This window comes from Amycolatopsis sp. NBC_01480 (genome assembly GCF_036227205.1).
Classification (GTDB): domain Bacteria; phylum Actinomycetota; class Actinomycetes; order Mycobacteriales; family Pseudonocardiaceae; genus Amycolatopsis.
The window spans coordinates 5,156,959-5,173,656 of record NZ_CP109442.1 but is presented as its reverse complement, the minus strand read 5'-3'; the positions used below and the strand labels follow the sequence as shown (position 1 = coordinate 5,173,656).

13 protein-coding genes are annotated in these 16,698 nt (G+C 70.0%); 7 read left to right on the top strand and 6 right to left on the bottom strand.

From position 1 onward, the window contains the following. The first annotated feature begins 29 nt into the window (after positions 1-29). The 3 genes from OG371_RS24800 to OG371_RS24790 are packed head-to-tail and all read left to right on the top strand — an operon-like array spanning position 30 to position 2,852. Positions 30-800, top strand: coding sequence for a class I SAM-dependent methyltransferase (locus tag OG371_RS24800; RefSeq protein WP_329057465.1), 771 nt, complete (start codon positions 30-32; stop codon positions 798-800). Beyond that, positions 797-2,311 carry a glycoside hydrolase family 57 protein gene (locus OG371_RS24795; RefSeq protein WP_329057464.1) on the top strand — a complete coding sequence of 505 codons (1,515 nt, stop codon included), beginning with the start codon at positions 797-799 and terminating at the stop codon, positions 2,309-2,311. Before OG371_RS24800 ends, OG371_RS24795 begins: the two co-directional genes overlap by 4 nt. Positions 2,312-2,363: 52 nt before the next feature. Next, a complete protein-coding gene (locus OG371_RS24790; protein ID WP_329057463.1) occupies positions 2,364-2,852 on the top strand; it encodes a glutathione peroxidase in 489 nt (162 codons plus the stop codon). A gap of 744 nt (positions 2,853-3,596) precedes the next feature. Here OG371_RS24790 and OG371_RS24785 read toward each other — a convergent pair. Beyond that, complete coding sequence (locus tag OG371_RS24785; RefSeq protein WP_329057462.1) at positions 3,597-5,426, bottom strand: glycoside hydrolase family 2 protein; 1,830 nt, start codon at positions 5,424-5,426, stop codon at positions 3,597-3,599. A 79-nt stretch (positions 5,427-5,505) separates the two neighbouring features. Here OG371_RS24785 and OG371_RS24780 point away from each other — a divergent pair, with 79 nt between their 5' ends. Next, a complete protein-coding gene (locus tag OG371_RS24780; protein WP_329057461.1) occupies positions 5,506-6,759 on the top strand; it encodes a glycosyltransferase family 4 protein in 1,254 nt (417 codons plus the stop codon). Positions 6,760-7,601: 842 nt separating this feature from the next. On the opposite strand, the gene OG371_RS24775 is transcribed toward OG371_RS24780, so the two are convergent. Together OG371_RS24775 and OG371_RS24770 are read right to left on the bottom strand one after the other, a co-directional pair. Next, positions 7,602-8,387: a class I SAM-dependent methyltransferase gene (locus tag OG371_RS24775; RefSeq protein ID WP_329057459.1), complete on the bottom strand. Its 786-nt coding sequence runs from the start codon at positions 8,385-8,387 to the stop codon at positions 7,602-7,604. 71 nt (positions 8,388-8,458) lie between these two features. Then, positions 8,459-8,917, bottom strand: coding sequence for a nuclear transport factor 2 family protein (locus OG371_RS24770; protein ID WP_329057458.1), 459 nt, complete (start codon positions 8,915-8,917; stop codon positions 8,459-8,461). A 91-nt stretch (positions 8,918-9,008) separates the two neighbouring features. Here OG371_RS24770 and OG371_RS24765 point away from each other — a divergent pair, with 91 nt between their 5' ends. Continuing rightward, positions 9,009-9,542, top strand: a complete 534-nt coding sequence (locus OG371_RS24765; RefSeq protein ID WP_329057457.1) for a TetR/AcrR family transcriptional regulator — start codon at positions 9,009-9,011, stop codon at positions 9,540-9,542. A 777-nt stretch (positions 9,543-10,319) separates the two neighbouring features. Here OG371_RS24765 and aceB read toward each other — a convergent pair. Further along, on the bottom strand, positions 10,320-11,927 hold the full coding sequence (gene aceB / locus OG371_RS24760) for a malate synthase A (protein ID WP_329057456.1): 1,608 nt from the start codon (positions 11,925-11,927) through the stop codon (positions 10,320-10,322). Between the two features lie 79 nt (positions 11,928-12,006). Continuing rightward, on the bottom strand, positions 12,007-13,293 hold the full coding sequence (aceA, locus tag OG371_RS24755; RefSeq protein WP_329057454.1) for an isocitrate lyase: 1,287 nt from the start codon (positions 13,291-13,293) through the stop codon (positions 12,007-12,009). A 228-nt stretch (positions 13,294-13,521) separates the two neighbouring features. On the opposite strand from aceA, the gene OG371_RS24750 reads away from it, so the two are divergent. Together OG371_RS24750 and ilvA are read left to right on the top strand one after the other, a co-directional pair. After that, complete coding sequence (locus OG371_RS24750) at positions 13,522-14,946, top strand: short-chain fatty acyl-CoA regulator family protein (RefSeq protein WP_329057453.1); 1,425 nt, start codon at positions 13,522-13,524, stop codon at positions 14,944-14,946. Between the two features lie 52 nt (positions 14,947-14,998). Next, positions 14,999-16,255, top strand: coding sequence for a threonine ammonia-lyase IlvA (gene ilvA, locus OG371_RS24745; protein WP_329057452.1), 1,257 nt, complete (start codon positions 14,999-15,001; stop codon positions 16,253-16,255). 95 nt (positions 16,256-16,350) lie between these two features. Here ilvA and OG371_RS24740 read toward each other — a convergent pair whose 3' ends face one another. After that, positions 16,351-16,695 carry a nuclear transport factor 2 family protein gene (locus tag OG371_RS24740; RefSeq protein ID WP_329057450.1) on the bottom strand — a complete coding sequence of 115 codons (345 nt, stop codon included), beginning with the start codon at positions 16,693-16,695 and terminating at the stop codon, positions 16,351-16,353. Positions 16,696-16,698 lie beyond the last annotated feature (3 nt).

Sequence of the window (16,698 nt, the reverse complement as noted above, 5' to 3'; positions counted from 1 at the left end):
GGAACGTGACACGCGCTAGGGTCGCGCAGGTGACCACCCCAGCCACCCGGGCCGAGGCACTCCACCTCACCGGCGAACGGACCGTCCCCGGCATCCCCGAGGAGAATTATTGGTTCCGCCGCCACGAGGCCGCCTACGCCGCGCTGCTCCCCCATTGCGCCGGCGCGACGGTGCTGGAGGCGGGCTGCGGGGAGGGTTACGGCGCCGGTCTGATCGCCACGCGGGCGCGCCGGGTGCTGGCGCTGGACTACGACGTCCCGACCACGGAGCACGTCGCCCGCCGCTACCCGGACGTCACGGTGGCGCGCGCGAACCTGGCGTACCTGCCGCTGCGCGACGACTCGGTCGACGTGATCGCGAACTTCCAGGTGATCGAGCACCTCTGGGACCAGGCCGGATTCCTCGCCGAATGCCGGCGAGTGCTGCGGCCGGGCGGAAAGCTGCTGGTCACCACGCCCAACCGGCTCACCTTCACCCCGGACAGCGACACCCCGCTGAACCCGTACCACACGCGGGAGCTGGCACCGTCCGAACTGGACAGTCTGCTGCGCGCCGCGGGCTTCGACGTCGAGCTGCTCGGGCTGCACCACGGCGCGAGCCTGACCGCGGTGGAACGGCGGCACGGGGGTTCGATCATCAACGCGCAGCTGGACGTCGTGATGGGCGAGCTGCCCGGCCAGGCCGTCTGGCCCGAGGCGCTGCTCGCGGACGTCGCCGCGATCCGGGCGGAGGACTTCACCGTCCACGCCGGCGACCTCGACGCCAGCCTCGACCTGGTCGCCGTGGCGGTGCGCGCATGACCTCGACCGAGCACGAGGGCACGTTCTGCCTGGTCCTGCACAGCCACCTGCCCTGGCTGCCGCACCACGGCAGCTGGCCGGTCGGCGAGGAATGGCTCTACCAGGCGTGGGCGCACTCGTACCTGCCGATGGTCGACCTGCTGCGCCGATTCGCCGATGAGGGGCGACGCGACGTGCTGACCCTCGGCATGACGCCCGTCCTCGCTGCCCAGCTCGACGACCCGTACGCGATCAGCGCCTGCCACGACTGGCTCGGCCACTGGCAGCTGCGCGCGCAGCACGCGTCGACGCTGTGGGGCGGCGACCCGCTGCTGCGCGAGCTGGCCGCCGCGGAGTACCGCACCGCCGTGCGCGCGACCGAGGACCTGGAATCCCACTGGCGGCACGGGTTCTCGCCGATCCTGCGGTCCCTTGTGGACAGTGACACGATCGAGCTGCTGGGCGGGCCGCTGGCGCACCCGTTCCAGCCACTGCTCGACGAGCGCGTACGCCGCTTCGCGTTGCGCGGCGGCCTCGACGACACGGCGTTGCGCATCGGGCGACGGCCGGACGGCATCTGGGCGCCCGAATGCGGCTACGCGCCGGGCATGGAGCGGGACTACGACGCCGCCGGCGTTCGCCGTTTCCTGGTCGACGGCCCGTCGCTGCGCGGCGACACCTCGGCGGCCCGCCCGGTCGGCGACTCCGACGTCGTCTGCTTCGGTCGCGACCTCGAGGTGACCTACCGCGTCTGGTCGCCGAAAGCGGGCTACCCGGGCCACGCGGCGTACCGCGACTTCCACACGTGGGCGCACGAAGTGGGGCTGAAGGCGTCGCGCGTCACGGGCAAACAGGTGGAGCCACAGGACAAGGCGCCGTACGACCCGGCGCTGGCCGCGGACGTGCTCGGCCTGCACGTCAAGGACTTCGTGGAAACGGTCGTCATGCGGCTGCGCTCGCTGCGCGCGGAGCACGGCCGGGAGTCGCTGGTGGTCGCGGCGTACGACACGGAGCTGTTCGGGCACTGGTGGCACGAGGGTCCGGCCTGGCTGGAGGGCGTGCTGCGCGCGCTGCCCGAAGCGGGCGTGCGCGTGACGACGTTGAAGGGCGCGCTGGACGCGGGCCATCTGGGCGCGCCGATCGACCTGCCCGCCTCGTCGTGGGGTTCGGGCAAGGACTGGCGCGTCTGGGACGGCGAGCAGGTCGCGGACATGGTGCGGGACAACACCGCGCTGCAGACGCGGCTGCTGGACCTGGTCTCGGGGCTCGACCGGTCCGCTCGCGACACGGTGGCCGACCAGGCCGTCGCGGAGGCGATGCTGGCGCTGTCGAGCGACTGGGCGTTTATGGTCACGAAGGACTCCGCCGCCGACTACGCGCGACGCCGCGCCCACGTCCACACCGAGCGCTTCGACACGCTCGCCGGCTTGCTCCGCGCGGGCAACCGGACGCGCGCGGCCTCGCTGGCGGCGGAATACCGGCGCGACGACGGGCCGTTCGGACATCTGGACGCGCGAGCACTGCTGACCTAGCCGCAATGCCGCACGAGTGACATCGCCGCATGAGTGAAAGGGCACCAAAGGAATGGGTATCAACGAGATTCCGCTGAAGACGCTTTCGGGTGAGGACACCACCCTCGGCGCGCTCGGCGGCAAGGCTTTGCTGGTGGTCAACGTCGCGTCGAAGTGCGGCCTGACCCCGCAGTACACCGGGCTGGAGCGGCTGCAGGAGCAATACGGCGACCGCGGCTTCTCCGTGGTCGGCTTCCCGTGCAACCAGTTCGCGGGCCAGGAGCCGGGCACGGCCGAGGAGATCCAGACATTCTGCTCCACCACCTACGGCGTCTCCTTCCCGCTGTTCGAGAAGATCGACGTCAACGGCGAAGGCCGCCACCCGCTCTACTCCACGCTCACGGAAACCCCCGACGCCGAGGGCGCCGCCGGCGACGTGCAGTGGAACTTCGAGAAGTTCCTGATCAACCCGGCCGGCGAGGTCGTGGGCCGGTTCCGGCCCCGGACCGAGCCCGAGGACGAGACCGTGGTGAAGGCGATCGAGGCTGCTCTGCCTGCCTGAGGTGGGCTGGGTTCGGCGCCGTTTCGGTGCTGAATTTCGTCGCCGGGTTTTGGCACTGTTTTGGCGCTGTTTTGGCGGTGAGGGCGGGGACGCTGGTTGGTTGCGTTCCCGCCCTTTGCCGTTTCCTGGAGGGGTTCGGGCTGTCGCCCCTGCTTGGCGACGCGGCTGTGGTTGCCGGGTCTGAGCTGGGTTTGGACCCGTCGCCATTGCTCGGCTACGCGCCTGTGGTCGCCGCTTCTGGGCTGCTCACCATTCGTCGGCAACGCGCTACGACCACCTGTTTTGGGCTACGTCCCGACCGTCGCCATTCCTCGGCGACGCGCTGTCGCCACCCGCTTCTGGACTGGTCGCCATTCACCGGCAACGTGCCATGACCACCTGCTTTGGGCTGCGTCCCGACCGTCGCCATTCCTCGGCGACGCGCTGTCGCCACCCGCTTCTGGACTGCTCGCCATTCACCGGCAACGCGCCATGACCACCTGTTTCGGGCTACGTCCGGACCCACCGCCATTCACCGGCGACGCACGAACGCCGCCTGTTTTGGGCTGCATCCAGGCCCATCGCCATTCCTCGGCAACGCGCCGTCGCCACCCACTTCTGGACTGCTCGCCATTCGCTGGCAACGCGCCATGACCACCTGCCTTGGGCTGCGTCCCGACCGTCGCCATTCCTCGGCGAGACGCCGTCACCCGGCGTCGGCGCATCACATGGCCGTCGCCGTCGCCGGGCAACTCCGCCCGGCGATCAGCTGCTCGCCGCCCCGTCAGCCGCCTCGCCGCTTTCCGGCAACTCCCCCTCAGCCGCTCCAGCACCGGCTGAGCCGCGTCTGATGACCGCCCGGTTGTGCGCCGCCGCGACGGTCGCGTCGAGTTTTATGAGCTGGCGGTCGTAGGTCAGCAGCCCGTTGACCTCGTTCTCGACGTCCGTCGTCTGCGTGTAGACGGCGCCGGACAGGCCGAGTTCGCCGACCAGTTGCTCCAGCCGTTCGCTGACCTCGACGTACCGCTCGGTCAGCCGTGCCGACGACGGCGCCATCTCGTAGGCCTGTGGCGGGCCGGGCCAGCAGTGACCGTCCAGGACCAGGCCGATGCCGCCGTACTCGCCGTCCACCAGGGCGCGATGGTCCCGTTCGCGCGGCTCGCCGGGGCCGACGTACGTGTGGTCGTCGTAGACGTCGCCGGCACCGACGTCCGGACGGGAGAAACAACAGTTCACCCCGCTGTTCGCGACCACCAGCCGCGTCGGGTCCAGGTCCTTCACGAGCGAAGCGATACGCGCGGTGTCGAATTCGCCCCAGCCCTCGTTGAACGGGACCCACGCGACGATCGACGTCACGCTCCGCAGTTGCGTAATGAGTTCCCGCAGTTCCGCCTCGAACCGTTCCTGGCCCTCCGGCACCGGGTCGGGCGCGGGCCCGGGCGGCCCGTCGAACGACACCATCAGCGACGGCATGTCCTGCCAGACGGCCAGGCCCAGCACGTCCGCCCAGTAGTACCAGCGCGCTGGCTCGACCTTCACGTGCTTGCGGACGAAGTTGAACCCCAGCTCCTTCGTCTTTTCAAGGTCGAACCGGAGCGCGTCGTCCGTGGGCGCCGTGTAGACGCCATCCGGCCAATAGCCCTGGTCGAGCGGGCCGTGGAGGAAGGTGGCGCGGTCATTGAGCGTTATCCGCGGGCGTCCGGCTTCGTCCGGCGCGATGCCGACCGTGCGTAGCCCGCCATAACTCGCGACCTCGTCGAGAACGTCACCATGATGGTCCAGAACCCGGACCGTCAGGTCGTACAGATGCGGGTCGTCCGGCGTCCACAAGCGCGGGTCCGGCACGTCCACCCGTAACCGTTGCCCGGCGACGCCGCGGACTCGCGCTACCTCGTCGCCATTCGGCGACGACACCACCAACTCAACCTGCGAGCCCTCGGTGACCTGGGGAAACACCGTGAACCCGCTGAGGTCCGGGGTGATCTCGAGCCCCGAAACGCGGGCGGCGGGCACCGGCTCGGCCCACACCGTCTGCCAGATTCCGGACGCCGGCGTGTAGCAGATCCCGCCGGGTTCGTTGCGCTGCTTGCCGACCGGGAACGGCGCGACGTCGGTGCGGTCCTCCGCGCGGACCGTCAGCTCCTGCGGCCCCGACGCGCGCAGAACGTCGGTGATATCCGCCGAGAACGCCGTATACCCGCCCTCGTGGGTGACCACCAGCTGGTTGTTCACCCACACCTTCGCCGTCTGGTCGACCGCGCCGAAGTGCAGCAGAACGCGTTCGCCCCGCCAGTCGTCCGGGATCTCGAACAGCCGCCGGTACCAGAGGACCTCGTCGCGCCGCGCGATGCCGGAGAGTGCCGACTCCGGCGCGAACGGGACCAGGATGCGCTCGCCGTAGCCGACAGGCCGCGGCTCATCCGGCGAAAACGGCCACCCGGCGTAGTCCCAGAGGCCGTTGAGGTTCAGCCATCGCGGCCTCCTCAGCTGTGGGCGCGGGTACTCGGGGAGCACCGCGGCGGTGTCGACGAGGCCGGTCCACGGCGTCGTCAGGGGCGGGTCCTTGGGCTGCCACTCGGGCTGACCGGAAGTCATCACCACCGATGGTGGCAGAGATCGACGACGGCGGCAGCCAGGCAGCCCACCGGAACCAACTGGCGAGTAACCTCTGCCCATGCGCGTGCTGATGCTGTCCTGGGAGTACCCGCCCGTGGTCATCGGAGGGCTCGCCCGGCACGTGCACGCGCTGGCTCGGCACCTCTCGAAACAGGGCCATGACGTGGTGGTTCTCTGCCGCCACACAGCCGGCACGGACGCCTCGACGCACCCGCGCAGCGACCGCGTGACCGAGGGCGTGCGCGTGATCCGCGTGGCCGAGGACCCGATGCACCTGACGTTCGAGCGCGACCTCGTCGCCTGGACGCTCGCCATGGGCCACGCGATGGTCCGGGCGGCGCAGGACCTGCTGCGGACGTGGCAGCCCGACGTCGTCCACGCGCACGACTGGCTGGTGACGCACCCCGCCATCGCCATCGCGGAGGCCGCGCGGGTGCCGCTGGTCGGCACCGTCCACGCGACCGAGGCCGGCCGGCACTCGGGCTGGCTCTCGCACCCGCTGAACCAGCAGGTGCACTCCGTCGAATGGTGGCTGGCGAACCGCGCGGACGCCGTGATCACCTGCTCGCAGGCGATGCGCAAGGAGGTCGCGCACCTCTTCGAGATCGACGACGCCGACGTCACGGTCATCCACAACGGCATCGAGGAACGCAGCTGGCGCGTGTCCTCGGCCGAGGTCGCGCGGGTGCGCGAGCGGCACAGCCCGGACGGGGCGCCGTTCCTGTTGTTCTTCGGCCGGCTCGAATGGGAGAAGGGCGTGCAGGACCTGCTCGCCGCGCTGCCCCGGATCCGTCGTCGTTTTCCGGGCACCCGCCTGGTCGTCGCCGGCAAGGGGCGACATTACGAAGAGCTGGTGGAGCAGGCGCGCCGGCTGCGGATCCGGCGCGCGGTGGACTTCGCCGGGCACCTGCCCGACCGTGAGCTGCGTGCCCTGCTCGCCGCGGCCGACGCCGTGGTGCTGCCGAGCCGGTACGAGCCGTTCGGGATCGTCGCGCTGGAAGCCGCCGCCGCGAAGGCGCCGCTGGTGGCGTCCACCGCGGGCGGCCTCGGCGAGGTGGTCGTCGACGGTGAGACGGGGCTGGCCTTCGAGCCCGGCGACGTCACGGGCCTGACCACCGCGGTGACCACAGTCCTCAGCGACGCCACGGCCGCGATCCGCCGAGCGCGAGTGGCCCAGTCACGCCTCGCCGCCGATTTCGACTGGGGCCGCATCGCCGAGGCTACGGCGGAGGTCTACCGCCGCGCGCGCCCGGCCGAACCGGTCGAGCTGGGCCGCCCGAAGATCGCCACGGGAAACGCCTTCGAGCTGTAGTCGCCGCCTGTCGGCGACTACTTAGAAATGGCAGGGCCGGATACAGTCCGGTCGCGTCTGCCCGGCCCCCGCGCCCGCCGGCGCCGCGGATAGTCCCACCGCGACAACAGCGAGCACAGCGGCGACGACGAACCTGAACCTGCTGGTCATGACGGCTCCCCTTGGCGGACGGGACGTGGTTGCCGAGCATCCGTCCGGGGCAGGCGCGAAACAATAAGGGGAACAACAGGTAGGGCTACCTGAACGCACTCGGTGACCGGCCGACGTCGGTGGTTCGCCGCCGCGGATGCGCCTCCGATCCGGTTCCCGCCGCCGGTGCGCCGCAGTCTGGTCCGCCGCAGCGGTTCCCCGCCGGACATTCGCCGCCACCGCAGATTCGCTAGAGGCGGTCCGCCGCAATGGGGTCCGCCGCAGCCAGCCCGGTCCGTCGCCGATTAGCCGCCGCGGGCGGTTTGCCGTCTGACATTCGCCGCCGGTCCGCCGCCATGCTGGGTTCGCCGCCGCAGATTCGCCGTAGCCGATCTGCGGCAGTAGTTCGCCGCCGCAGAGGGTTCGTCGCGGCTGGTTCGCCGGAGTATTGAGTTCGGCGCTGGTGCTCCGTAGTCGGTCCGCTACCGCTGCAGCGGATTCGTCGCACTGGGTTCGCCGCAGCGCGGCAATTTCGTTCCCGGAAGCCGCGTCACCGCGCGCGCCGGGCCCGCAATCCCGTACCGCAGCTCATCCCGGCCCGGCAGCCAGCACCGTGCAGCAGCATCGTCAGCCCCTATTCCGAGCGGGAGCGAACGGGACCGTCACACCCAGCTCCGGAACCGATTCGCCGCCGGGCGGCAACCCTTGGCGCGTCAGGGCATCCGGCCGGTCAGCAAGGTGACCCGGACCGGTTCGACATACGGCGCGTGCGGCTCGATCGCCGCGCGGAGGCGAGTGTCGAAAGCCGGGCGTTCGCCGGTGGGCGGCAACCTGTCCTCGCTCAGGGCGGAGTACACGCCGCCGATGATGTCGTCCGGGGTCAGGGTGCTGCGGTAGTCCACGGTCCGGGTGCCGGTGACGTAGCCGGCCTCGGCGAGCGAAGCCCGGTAACGCTCGTGGCTGGCCTCGTCCGTGCCACACGGGGAGGTGAGTGGCTTGCCCAGCCAGTCGCCGAGGGTCGTGCGCAGAGCGCGGCTCCAGTCGCTGTCCTGTAGCCACAGGGGCAGGCCGTTGGTGATCACCGCGATGCCGCCTCCCGGCCGAAACAGTGGTCGCAGAGCGGCGAACAGAGTCGGGTGATCCATCCAGTGCAGGGCCTGGCCGATGGTGACCGCCGCCAGCCGGTTGCCGACGAGACTGCTCAGCGCGGGTACGTCCGTGTCGCCACCCAGGAGCCACGCGGCGTTCGAGACGCCGGACTCGAGTGCGGCTTGCCGGGCGCGCGACAGCATGTCCGGCGAGGGGTCCATGCCGACCGCCGTCCCGACTCGCGCGGCCAGCGGGAGGGTCAGCTGCCCGGTGCCGCAGCCGAGGTCGAGGACCACGTTGTCCCCGGCCAGGGCGAACTCGGCGGCGAGCGCGTCCAGCACCGCAGGCGGATAGCCGCGGCGATAACGGTGGTAGAACTCGGTCACTTCCCCGCTGAATCCCAGGCTCATGCGCCCGAGCCTGACCCTCCGGTGACGGGAAGGCACCCCGTTTCGCCCAGAGCCGAGCGTGCGGAAGCTGCTCAGAAAACGGGGAACTCCAGGCCGTGCTCGGATTCCGGGCGGGGTCCGAATATCCGCCGTTCGCTCTCCGCGATCGGACGGTCGTTGATGCTCGCCTCGCGGCGGCGCATCAGGCCCTCGTCGCTGAACTCCCACAACTCGTTGCCGTAGCTGCGGAACCACTGACCCGACGTGTCGTGCGACTCGTACTGGAAGCGCACGGCGATGCGGTTGCCGCGGAAACCCCACAGCTCCTTGCGAAGCGCGTAGTCCAGCTCGCGCGCCCACTTCGCGCTGAGGAACTCGACGATCTGCGCGCGGCCGACGACGTGCTGGTCGCGGTTTCGCCAGACGGAGTCCTCGGTGTACGCGAGCGAGACCTTCTCGGGGTCGCGCGTGTTCCAGGCGTCTTCGGCGGCCTGGACCTTCTGTCGGGCGGTGTTCTCGTCGAACGGCGGAAACGGCGGACGCGGTGCCATCGGGGCTCCTCCCGGATCAGCGGAGAACGTGCGTTCCCCTCCTGTCCGGTACTGTAGAGAACGATTATTCTCCGCACCAGAGGAACGTGACGTGAACACGGCGGAAGCCACCGAAAAGCTGCTCGCGGCAGCCGAAGACCTCTTCTACGCGCACGGCGTGCAGACCGTGGGCATGGACGCCGTACGCACGCGGTCCGGCGTGTCGCTCAAGCGGCTGTACCAGGTGTTCCCCTCGAAGGACGACCTGGTCACCGCCTATTTGCTCAAACGCGACGAACGCTGGCGACGGTCCCTGAGCGACTTCGTCCGCGCCCGCGACGACCACCCGCTGGCCGTCTTCGACTGGCTGCACGAGTGGTTCAGCGAGCCGGGCTTCCGGGGCTGCGCGTTCGTCAACTCGTTCGGCGAATTCGGCGAACCGGCCCCCGGCATCGCGGCGGCCATCCGGAAGCACAAGGACGAGGTGCGGGCGTACCTGCGCGACCTCGTCCCATCGCCGGCGCTCGCCGACCAGCTCTTCTCGCTCATGGAAGGCGCCACGGTCCTCGCCGCGATCACGGGCGACGCCGACGAGGCGCACACCGCCCGTGCCGCCGCGGAGACGCTGGTGAACAGCCAGAACTGAACGGATTCGCCTCGATCCGGCCAATCGACCGGAGCAGATCGGGGCGAACGGGCGGATCGCCATTGAACGGCCAGCGGAGACGACGCCGGTCATCGCCGGTCGTACGAAGCGGTTGGCCATCCAGCGGCAAAGAGCTCGGCGGCCCGCGCGAAGACACGGTCGGCGGCTCACTGGCAAACAGCCCGGCGACCCGGGCGAAGGCACGTTGGCCGCGCACCGGCAACCGGGCCAACGACTTGAGCGAAGACATCTTGGCCACGCACCGGCAAACGACTCGGCGACCCACGCGAAGACACAGTTGCCCACTCAGCGACCAACCCGCGCAAAGACATCGTCGGCCGCTCAGCGACAAATAACCCGGCAACCCGACCGAAGACAAGGTTTCGTCACCCAACGACAAACAGCCCGGCGACCCAGGCGAAGACACGTTGGCCACTCAGCGACCAACCTGCGTGCGGACATGGTCGGCGGCTCAGCGACAGATAGCTCGGCGACCCGATCGAACACAAGGCTTCGTCACCCAACGACAAGCCGCGCGGCGACCCGCGCGAAGACACAGTTAGCCGCTCACCGGCAAATGGCCCGGCGACCCGGGCGAAAGCAACCTTCGTCGCCCAGAGGCAAATGGCTCAGCGACCAGCGCAGGACCTGGGTGCCCACACAAAAACTCGGGTCCGGTGGCGGGGAGCCTCCGCCACCGGACCCGTCGCCACACCAATCCCATTCGGTGCGGAAACCCGGCCGCCCCCGGTCAGGTCGGGGGTGGCCGGAGACTGCTCACCGGGCGTCGGTGAGGTAGCGGGCGTACGCGCCCGTCGTGAGGAAGCTCGGCAGCTTCTCGCCGAGGGCGGTCTCGGTGAAGATCGCGTGGGCGTCGGCGAGCCGGGTGTCCGGGCCGAGGTCCGCGCGGACCTTCGTCAGCTCGTCCTCCAGGAATTCGGCGGCCAGCTCCCGGGTCAGCGCGGTGCCGTCCTCGAGCTTCGTGCCGTTGCGGATCCACTGCCAGACCTGGCAACGCGCGATCTCGGCCGTCGCGGCGTCCTCCATCAGGTTGTGGATCGCCGCGGCACCGGTGCCGCGCAACCACGAGTCGACGTAGCGCAGCGCGACGTTGATGTTCGCGCGCACGCCCGCCTCGGTCACCTCGCCGCCGGCGCTGGCGACGTCCAACAGGTCTTCAGCGGCGACGGAAACGTCTTCGCGCAGCTTGCCGAGCTGGTTGGGCCAGCCGCCGAGCACGCCGTCGAACACCTCGCGGCAGACCGGGACCAGACCGGGGTGCGCGACCCACGAGCCGTCGAAGCCGTCGCCGGCCTCGCGTTCCTTGTCCTGGCGGACCTTCTGCAGCGCGATCTCGTTGGTGTCAGGATCCTTGCTCGGAATGAATGCCGCCATGCCGCCGATCGCGTGCGCGCCGCGACGGTGGCAGGTGCGCACGAGCAGTTCGGTGTAGGCGCGCATGAAGGGGACCGTCATCGTCACCTGTGCGCGGTCCGGCAGCACGAAGTCGGCGCCGTGCGAGGAGAAGTTCTTGATGACGCTGAAGATGTAGTCCCAGCGGCCGGCGTTCAGCCCGGCCACGTGCTCGCGCAGCTCGTAGAGGATTTCGTCCATCTCGAACGCGGCGGTGATCGTCTCGATCAGCACGGTGGCGCGGATCGTGCCGCGCGGGATGCCCAGCTCCTGCTGCGCCAGCAGGAAAACGTCGTTCCACAGCCGCGCCTCGAGGTGGCTCTCCAGCTTCGGCAGGTAGAAGTACGGGCCGCTGCCGCGGGCGAGCAGCTGGCGCGCGTTGTGGAAGAAGTACAGCCCGAAGTCGACGAGGCTCGCTGAAACGGGGCGACCGTCGATGCGGATGTGCTTCTCCACCAGGTGCCAGCCGCGCGGGCGGGCGACGATCGTGGCCGGCTCGTCACCGATCGTGTAGCGCTTGCCGGCCTCGGTGGTGAAGTCGATGTTGCGGCGGATGGCGTCGAACAGGTTCAGCTGGCCGTCGACGACGTTGTGCCAGGTGGGCGACGTCGCGTCCTCGAAGTCGGCGAGCCACACCTTCGCGCCGGAGTTGAGCGCGTTCACCGTCATCTTGCGGTCGGTCGGGCCGGTGATCTCGACGCGGCGGTCCTCGAGCCCGGGGGCGGGCGGCGCGATCTGCCAGCTCTCGTCGTCGCGGACGCGGCGGGTCTCCGGCAGGAAGTCCAGCCTCTCCTCGCCCGTCTGCAGGCGCTCGCGACGGCGGCGGCGCTCGTCGAGCAGCTCTCGCCGCCGGCCGGCGAAGGTGTTGTCGAGCTTGGCCACGAAGTCCAGCGCGGCCGGGGTCAGGATCTCGGCGAACCGGTCACCGGCGGGCCCGGTGACCTCGATGCGGTAGTTCAGCTTGTCGGCCATCTCGTACCTCCGCGAGCTGCAAGGGGGTGGGGCGGGCCGGCGACGGGGAGGCCGCCGGCCCGCCGGTGGGGAGCAGGGCTCAGAACTGCGCTTCTTCGGTGGAGCCCTTGAGCGCCGTGGTCGAGCTCTCCGGGTTCAGCGCCGTGGCGACCAGGTCGAACCAGCCGGTGCCGACCTCACGCTGGTGCTTCGTGGCGGTGTAACCGCGCTCCTCGGAGGCGAACTCGCGCTCCTGCAGGTCGACGTAGGCGGTCATGCCGTCGCGGGCGTAGCCGTGGGCCAGGTCGAACATCGAGTAGTTCAGCGCGTGGAAGCCGGCCAGCGTGATGAACTGGAACTTGTAGCCCATGTGGCCGAGCTCGCGCTGGAACTTCGCGATGGTCGCGTCGTCCAGGTGCTTCTTCCAGTTGAACGACGGCGAGCAGTTGTAGGCCAGCATCTGGTCCGGGAACTTCGCCTTGATGGCCTCGGCGTACTTGCGCGCCACCTCGAGGTCCGGCTTGGAGGTCTCCATCCAGAGCAGGTCGGCGTACTGCGCGTAGGCCAGGCCGCGCTCGATGCACGGGTCGATGCCGTTGGTGACCTCGTAGAAGCCCTCCGCGGTGCGGCCGCCGGTGAGGAACTGGCGGTCGCGCTCGTCGACGTCGCTGGTCAGCAGCGTCGCGGCCTGCGCGTCGGTGCGGGCGACGATCAGCGACGGCACGTCGAACACGTCCGCGGCGAGGCGGGCGGCGTTCAGCGTGCGCTCGTGCTGCTTGGTCGGGATCAGCACCTTGCCGCCGAGGTGGCCGCACTTCTTCTCGGACGCGAGCTGGTCCTCCCAGTGCACGCCCGCGGCGCCGGCCGCGATCATGCCCTTCATCAGCTCGAACGCGTTGAGCGGGCCGCCGAAGCCGGCCTCGGCGTCGGCGACGATCGGCGCGAACCAGTCGATGTCGGTGTTGCCCTCGGCCCAGGTGATCTGGTCGGCGCGGCCCAGCGCGTTGTTGATGCGGCGGACGACCGCGGGCACCGAGTTGGCCGGGTAGAGGCTCTGGTCCGGGTAGGTCTGGCCGGACAGGTTGGCGTCGGCCGCGACCTGCCAGCCGGACAGGTAGATCGCCTTCAGGCCGGCGCGCACCTGCTGCACGGCCTGGTTGCCGGTGAGGGCGCCGAGCGAGTGGACGTAGTCCTCGGTGTGCAGGAGGTTCCACAGTTTCTCCGCGCCGCGGCGAGCGAGCGTGTGCTCCTCGACGACGCTGCCGCGCAGCTTCACCACGTCGGCGGCGGAGTAGGTCCGCTGAACGCCCGCCCAACGGGGGTCGGTCTTCCACTGCTCGGCCAGTCCGGCCGCCGCCTGCTCGAGCTGCTTGGCCTGCTCGGTCATCGGGCTCTCCCGTGTTGCGAAGTTTGCGATTGCTCGCCTTGCCTGGTCACGACCCTCACACGAGCACGAAACGAAGGGCTATAGCTCCAATTTGCCAATTTGTGTGAAGCTTCCGTAGCATCTTGCAAAGGTTGCTAATTTCAGATTCGCAACTGGGCGAAAATCCACGGGCTTGATCGTTCACGTAATCGTTCAGGCCCGGAAACCTTCCGGCCGGACGGAGCACCCATGGACAAAACTTTCGCCGGAGCGCGGCTACGGCATCTGCGCGAGAGCCGCTCGATGAGCCAGGCCGACCTCGCCCGTGTGCTCGAGATCTCACCGAGCTACCTCAACCAGATCGAGCACAACTCGCGCCCGCTGACCGTGCCCGTGCTGATGCGGATCACCCAGGCGTTCGGCGTCGACACGGAGTTCTTCGCCAACAACGACACCGCGCGCCTGGTCGCCGACGTCAAGGAGGCCCTGCTCGACGAGGTGCTCGGCGTCGATGTCACCACCGGCGAGCTGAACGACCTCGCCACGAATTTGCCGTCCATCGCCCAGGCGCTGGTCAAGCTGCACCGCAGCTATCGCAACGCAGTGGAGAGCACCGCGGCGCTGACCACGGAAAACGGCCTGGGCCTGCACGGCAGCGCCGCCGCGGCGTTGCCGCACGAAGAGGTGCGCGACTTCTTCTACGAGCGTGAGAACTACGTCGCCGAGCTGGACGAGCGCGCCGAGCGGATGGCCGCCGAGATCCCGCTGCGCCGCGGCGCCGTCCTCGGCTCGCTGAAGGAACGCCTCTGGCAGCGCTACGGCGTGGACGTCACCGCCGAGGGCATCGACGAATCCGCAGGTGAGCAGCACCGTTACGAGCCGGCGACGCGCGTGCTGCGGCTCGCGCCGAGCCTGCGCGTCGGGCAGCAGGCGTTCCGGATGGCGTCGCAGATCGCCCTGCTCGAATACGACGACCTGATCACGGACCTGGCCGACTCGTGGGCGTTCTCCGGGCCGGCCGCGCGGACGCTCGCCCGCGTCGGCCTGGCGAACTACTTCGCCGGGGCGCTGATCCTGCCGTATGGCCCGTTTCTGGCGACGGCCGAGAAGTTCCGCTACGACATCGAACGGCTCTGCGACCACTACGGCGTCGGCTTCGAAACGGCGTGCCACCGGCTTTCGACTCTGCAACGGCCGAAGCAGCGCGGAGTGCCGTTCTCGTTCGTGCGCGTGGACCGGGCGGGGAACATGTCCAAGCGGCAGTCGGCGGCCGGCTTCCACTTCTCGCGCGTGGGCGGCGCTTGTCCCCTGTGGAACATCTACGAGGCGTTCACCTCGCCTGGCAAGATCCTGACACAGATCGCCGCGCTCCCCGACGGGAAGCGGTACTTCTGGGTGGCGCGGACCGTTTCCCGCAACATCGGCGGCTACGGCAGCCCGGGCAAGACGTTCACCGTCGGCCTCGGCTGCGAGCTGCGCCACGCCGGGCGGCTCGTCTACTCCACCGGCCTCGACCTGGACGAGCCCGCCGCCGCGACGCCGATCGGCATGGGCTGCAAAGTCTGCGAACGCCCGGCCTGCTCGCAGCGCGCGTTCCCGGCGATCGGCAAGCCGCTGACCGTCGACGAGAACACGAGCACGTTCGTCCCGTACCCGGCGGTGCCCAAAGTCTGAGACGCAGCGGTGCCCCAGACGTGGCCGCGGGGCGAGAAGTACATTCAGCCGGGTGCACGACATCGAAACGGTGAACGCGGAACTGGTCGAACAGGCCGCCGGCCGGCTGGCGGGCGTGGTCACCCGGACGCCGCTGGAGCCCAACGCCCGGCTGTCGTCGCGGGTCGACGCGCGGGTCTGGCTCAAGCGCGAGGACCAGCAGACCGTCCGCTCGTACAAGATCCGCGGCGCCTACAACTTCATCGTCCAGCTCGACGACGCGACGCGCGCCCGTGGCGTCGTCTGCGCGAGCGCGGGCAACCACGCGCAGGGGCTCGCGTACGCGTGTCGCCGCCTAGGGGCGAACGGCCGCGTGTACGTGCCGGGCACCACTCCGCGGCAGAAGCGCGAGCGCATCGCGACGCTCGGCGGGGCGCACATCGAGGTGATCGTCGTCGGCGAAACGTACGAAGACGCCTTCGCCGCGGCGAACGACGACGCGCAGCGCACCGGCGCCACGCTGGTGCCGGCGTTCGACGACGTCCGCACTGTCGCAGGCCAGGGCACCGTGGCGCTGGAGGTCGTCGAACAGCTCGGTTTCGTGCCGGACGTGCTGGTGGTCCCGGTCGGTGGCGGCGGGCTGCTGGCCGGCGTCGCGACGTGGGTGCGCGAGCGGCACCCGGAGATCCGGATCGTCGGCGTCGAGCCGGCGGGCGCAATGTGCATGGCGGCCGCGATCGAAGCGGGCGAGCCGGTGCGGATCCCGACAGTGGACCCGTTCGTCGACGGCGCGGCGGTCCGCCTCGCGGGCTCCGTGACATACCCCCTCGTACGCGACAGCGGCGCCGAACTGACGTCGGTCCCCGAAGGCGCGGTCTGCACGGAAATGCTCGCCATGTACCAGTCGGACGGCGTGATCGCGGAGCCCGCCGGCGCCCTCGCGACGGCCGCGCTGGGGAACGCCGTGCAGGTGGAGCCCGGGCAGACGGTGGTCTGCATCGTCTCCGGCGGCAACAACGACGTCAGCCGCTACAGCGAGATCCTCGAGCGATCCCTGGTGCACGAGGGACTGAAGCACTACTTCCTCGTCGGCTTCCCGCAGGAGCCGGGCGCGCTGCGCCGCTTCCTCGACGAGATCCTCGGCCCGGAGGACGACATCACGCGTTTCGAATACGTCAAGCGCAACAGCCGCGAGACGGGCCCCGCCCTGATCGGCATCGAGATCGCCCGGCCGGCGGACCTGCCCGGCCTGCTGGCGCGCCTCGACGCCAGCCCGCTGCAGGTGGAGCGGGTCGAGTCGGGGAGTCCGTTGTTCCACTACCTGCTCTGAGGCCGGGCTCCCCCGGACGCGGGTCGCGCGCGAAAGTCCCCCTCGCGACGCGTGAAACCCTTCTGCGTCAACGGGGTCCAGCGCCGCGGCCACGATCAGGCGAGTTCGGCACTGCCCTCGCGGTAGATCTTCGCCGAGATGATGCGGCCGTCGCGGAGTCGGTAGAAGCCCGCGATGGAGAAGGTTCGCTTCTGGCCGTCGTGGGTGAGCGTTTCGGTCAGCTGGGCGGCCACGCGGTCGCCGTCGGTGAGGACGTCCTGGATTGTCAGGGTCGGCAGGAGCTGGGTCATCGCGTCGGCGAAGAAATCGGTCAGCTCGTCGATCCCGCGGACGGCCGTGGTGCCCGTGACCCAGACGGCGTCCTCGGTGAAGCCGGCGAGGAGCGCGTCCAGGTCACGGGCGTTGAAGGCGTCGACGTGTCGCCGCAGGGCTTCGCTCATCTC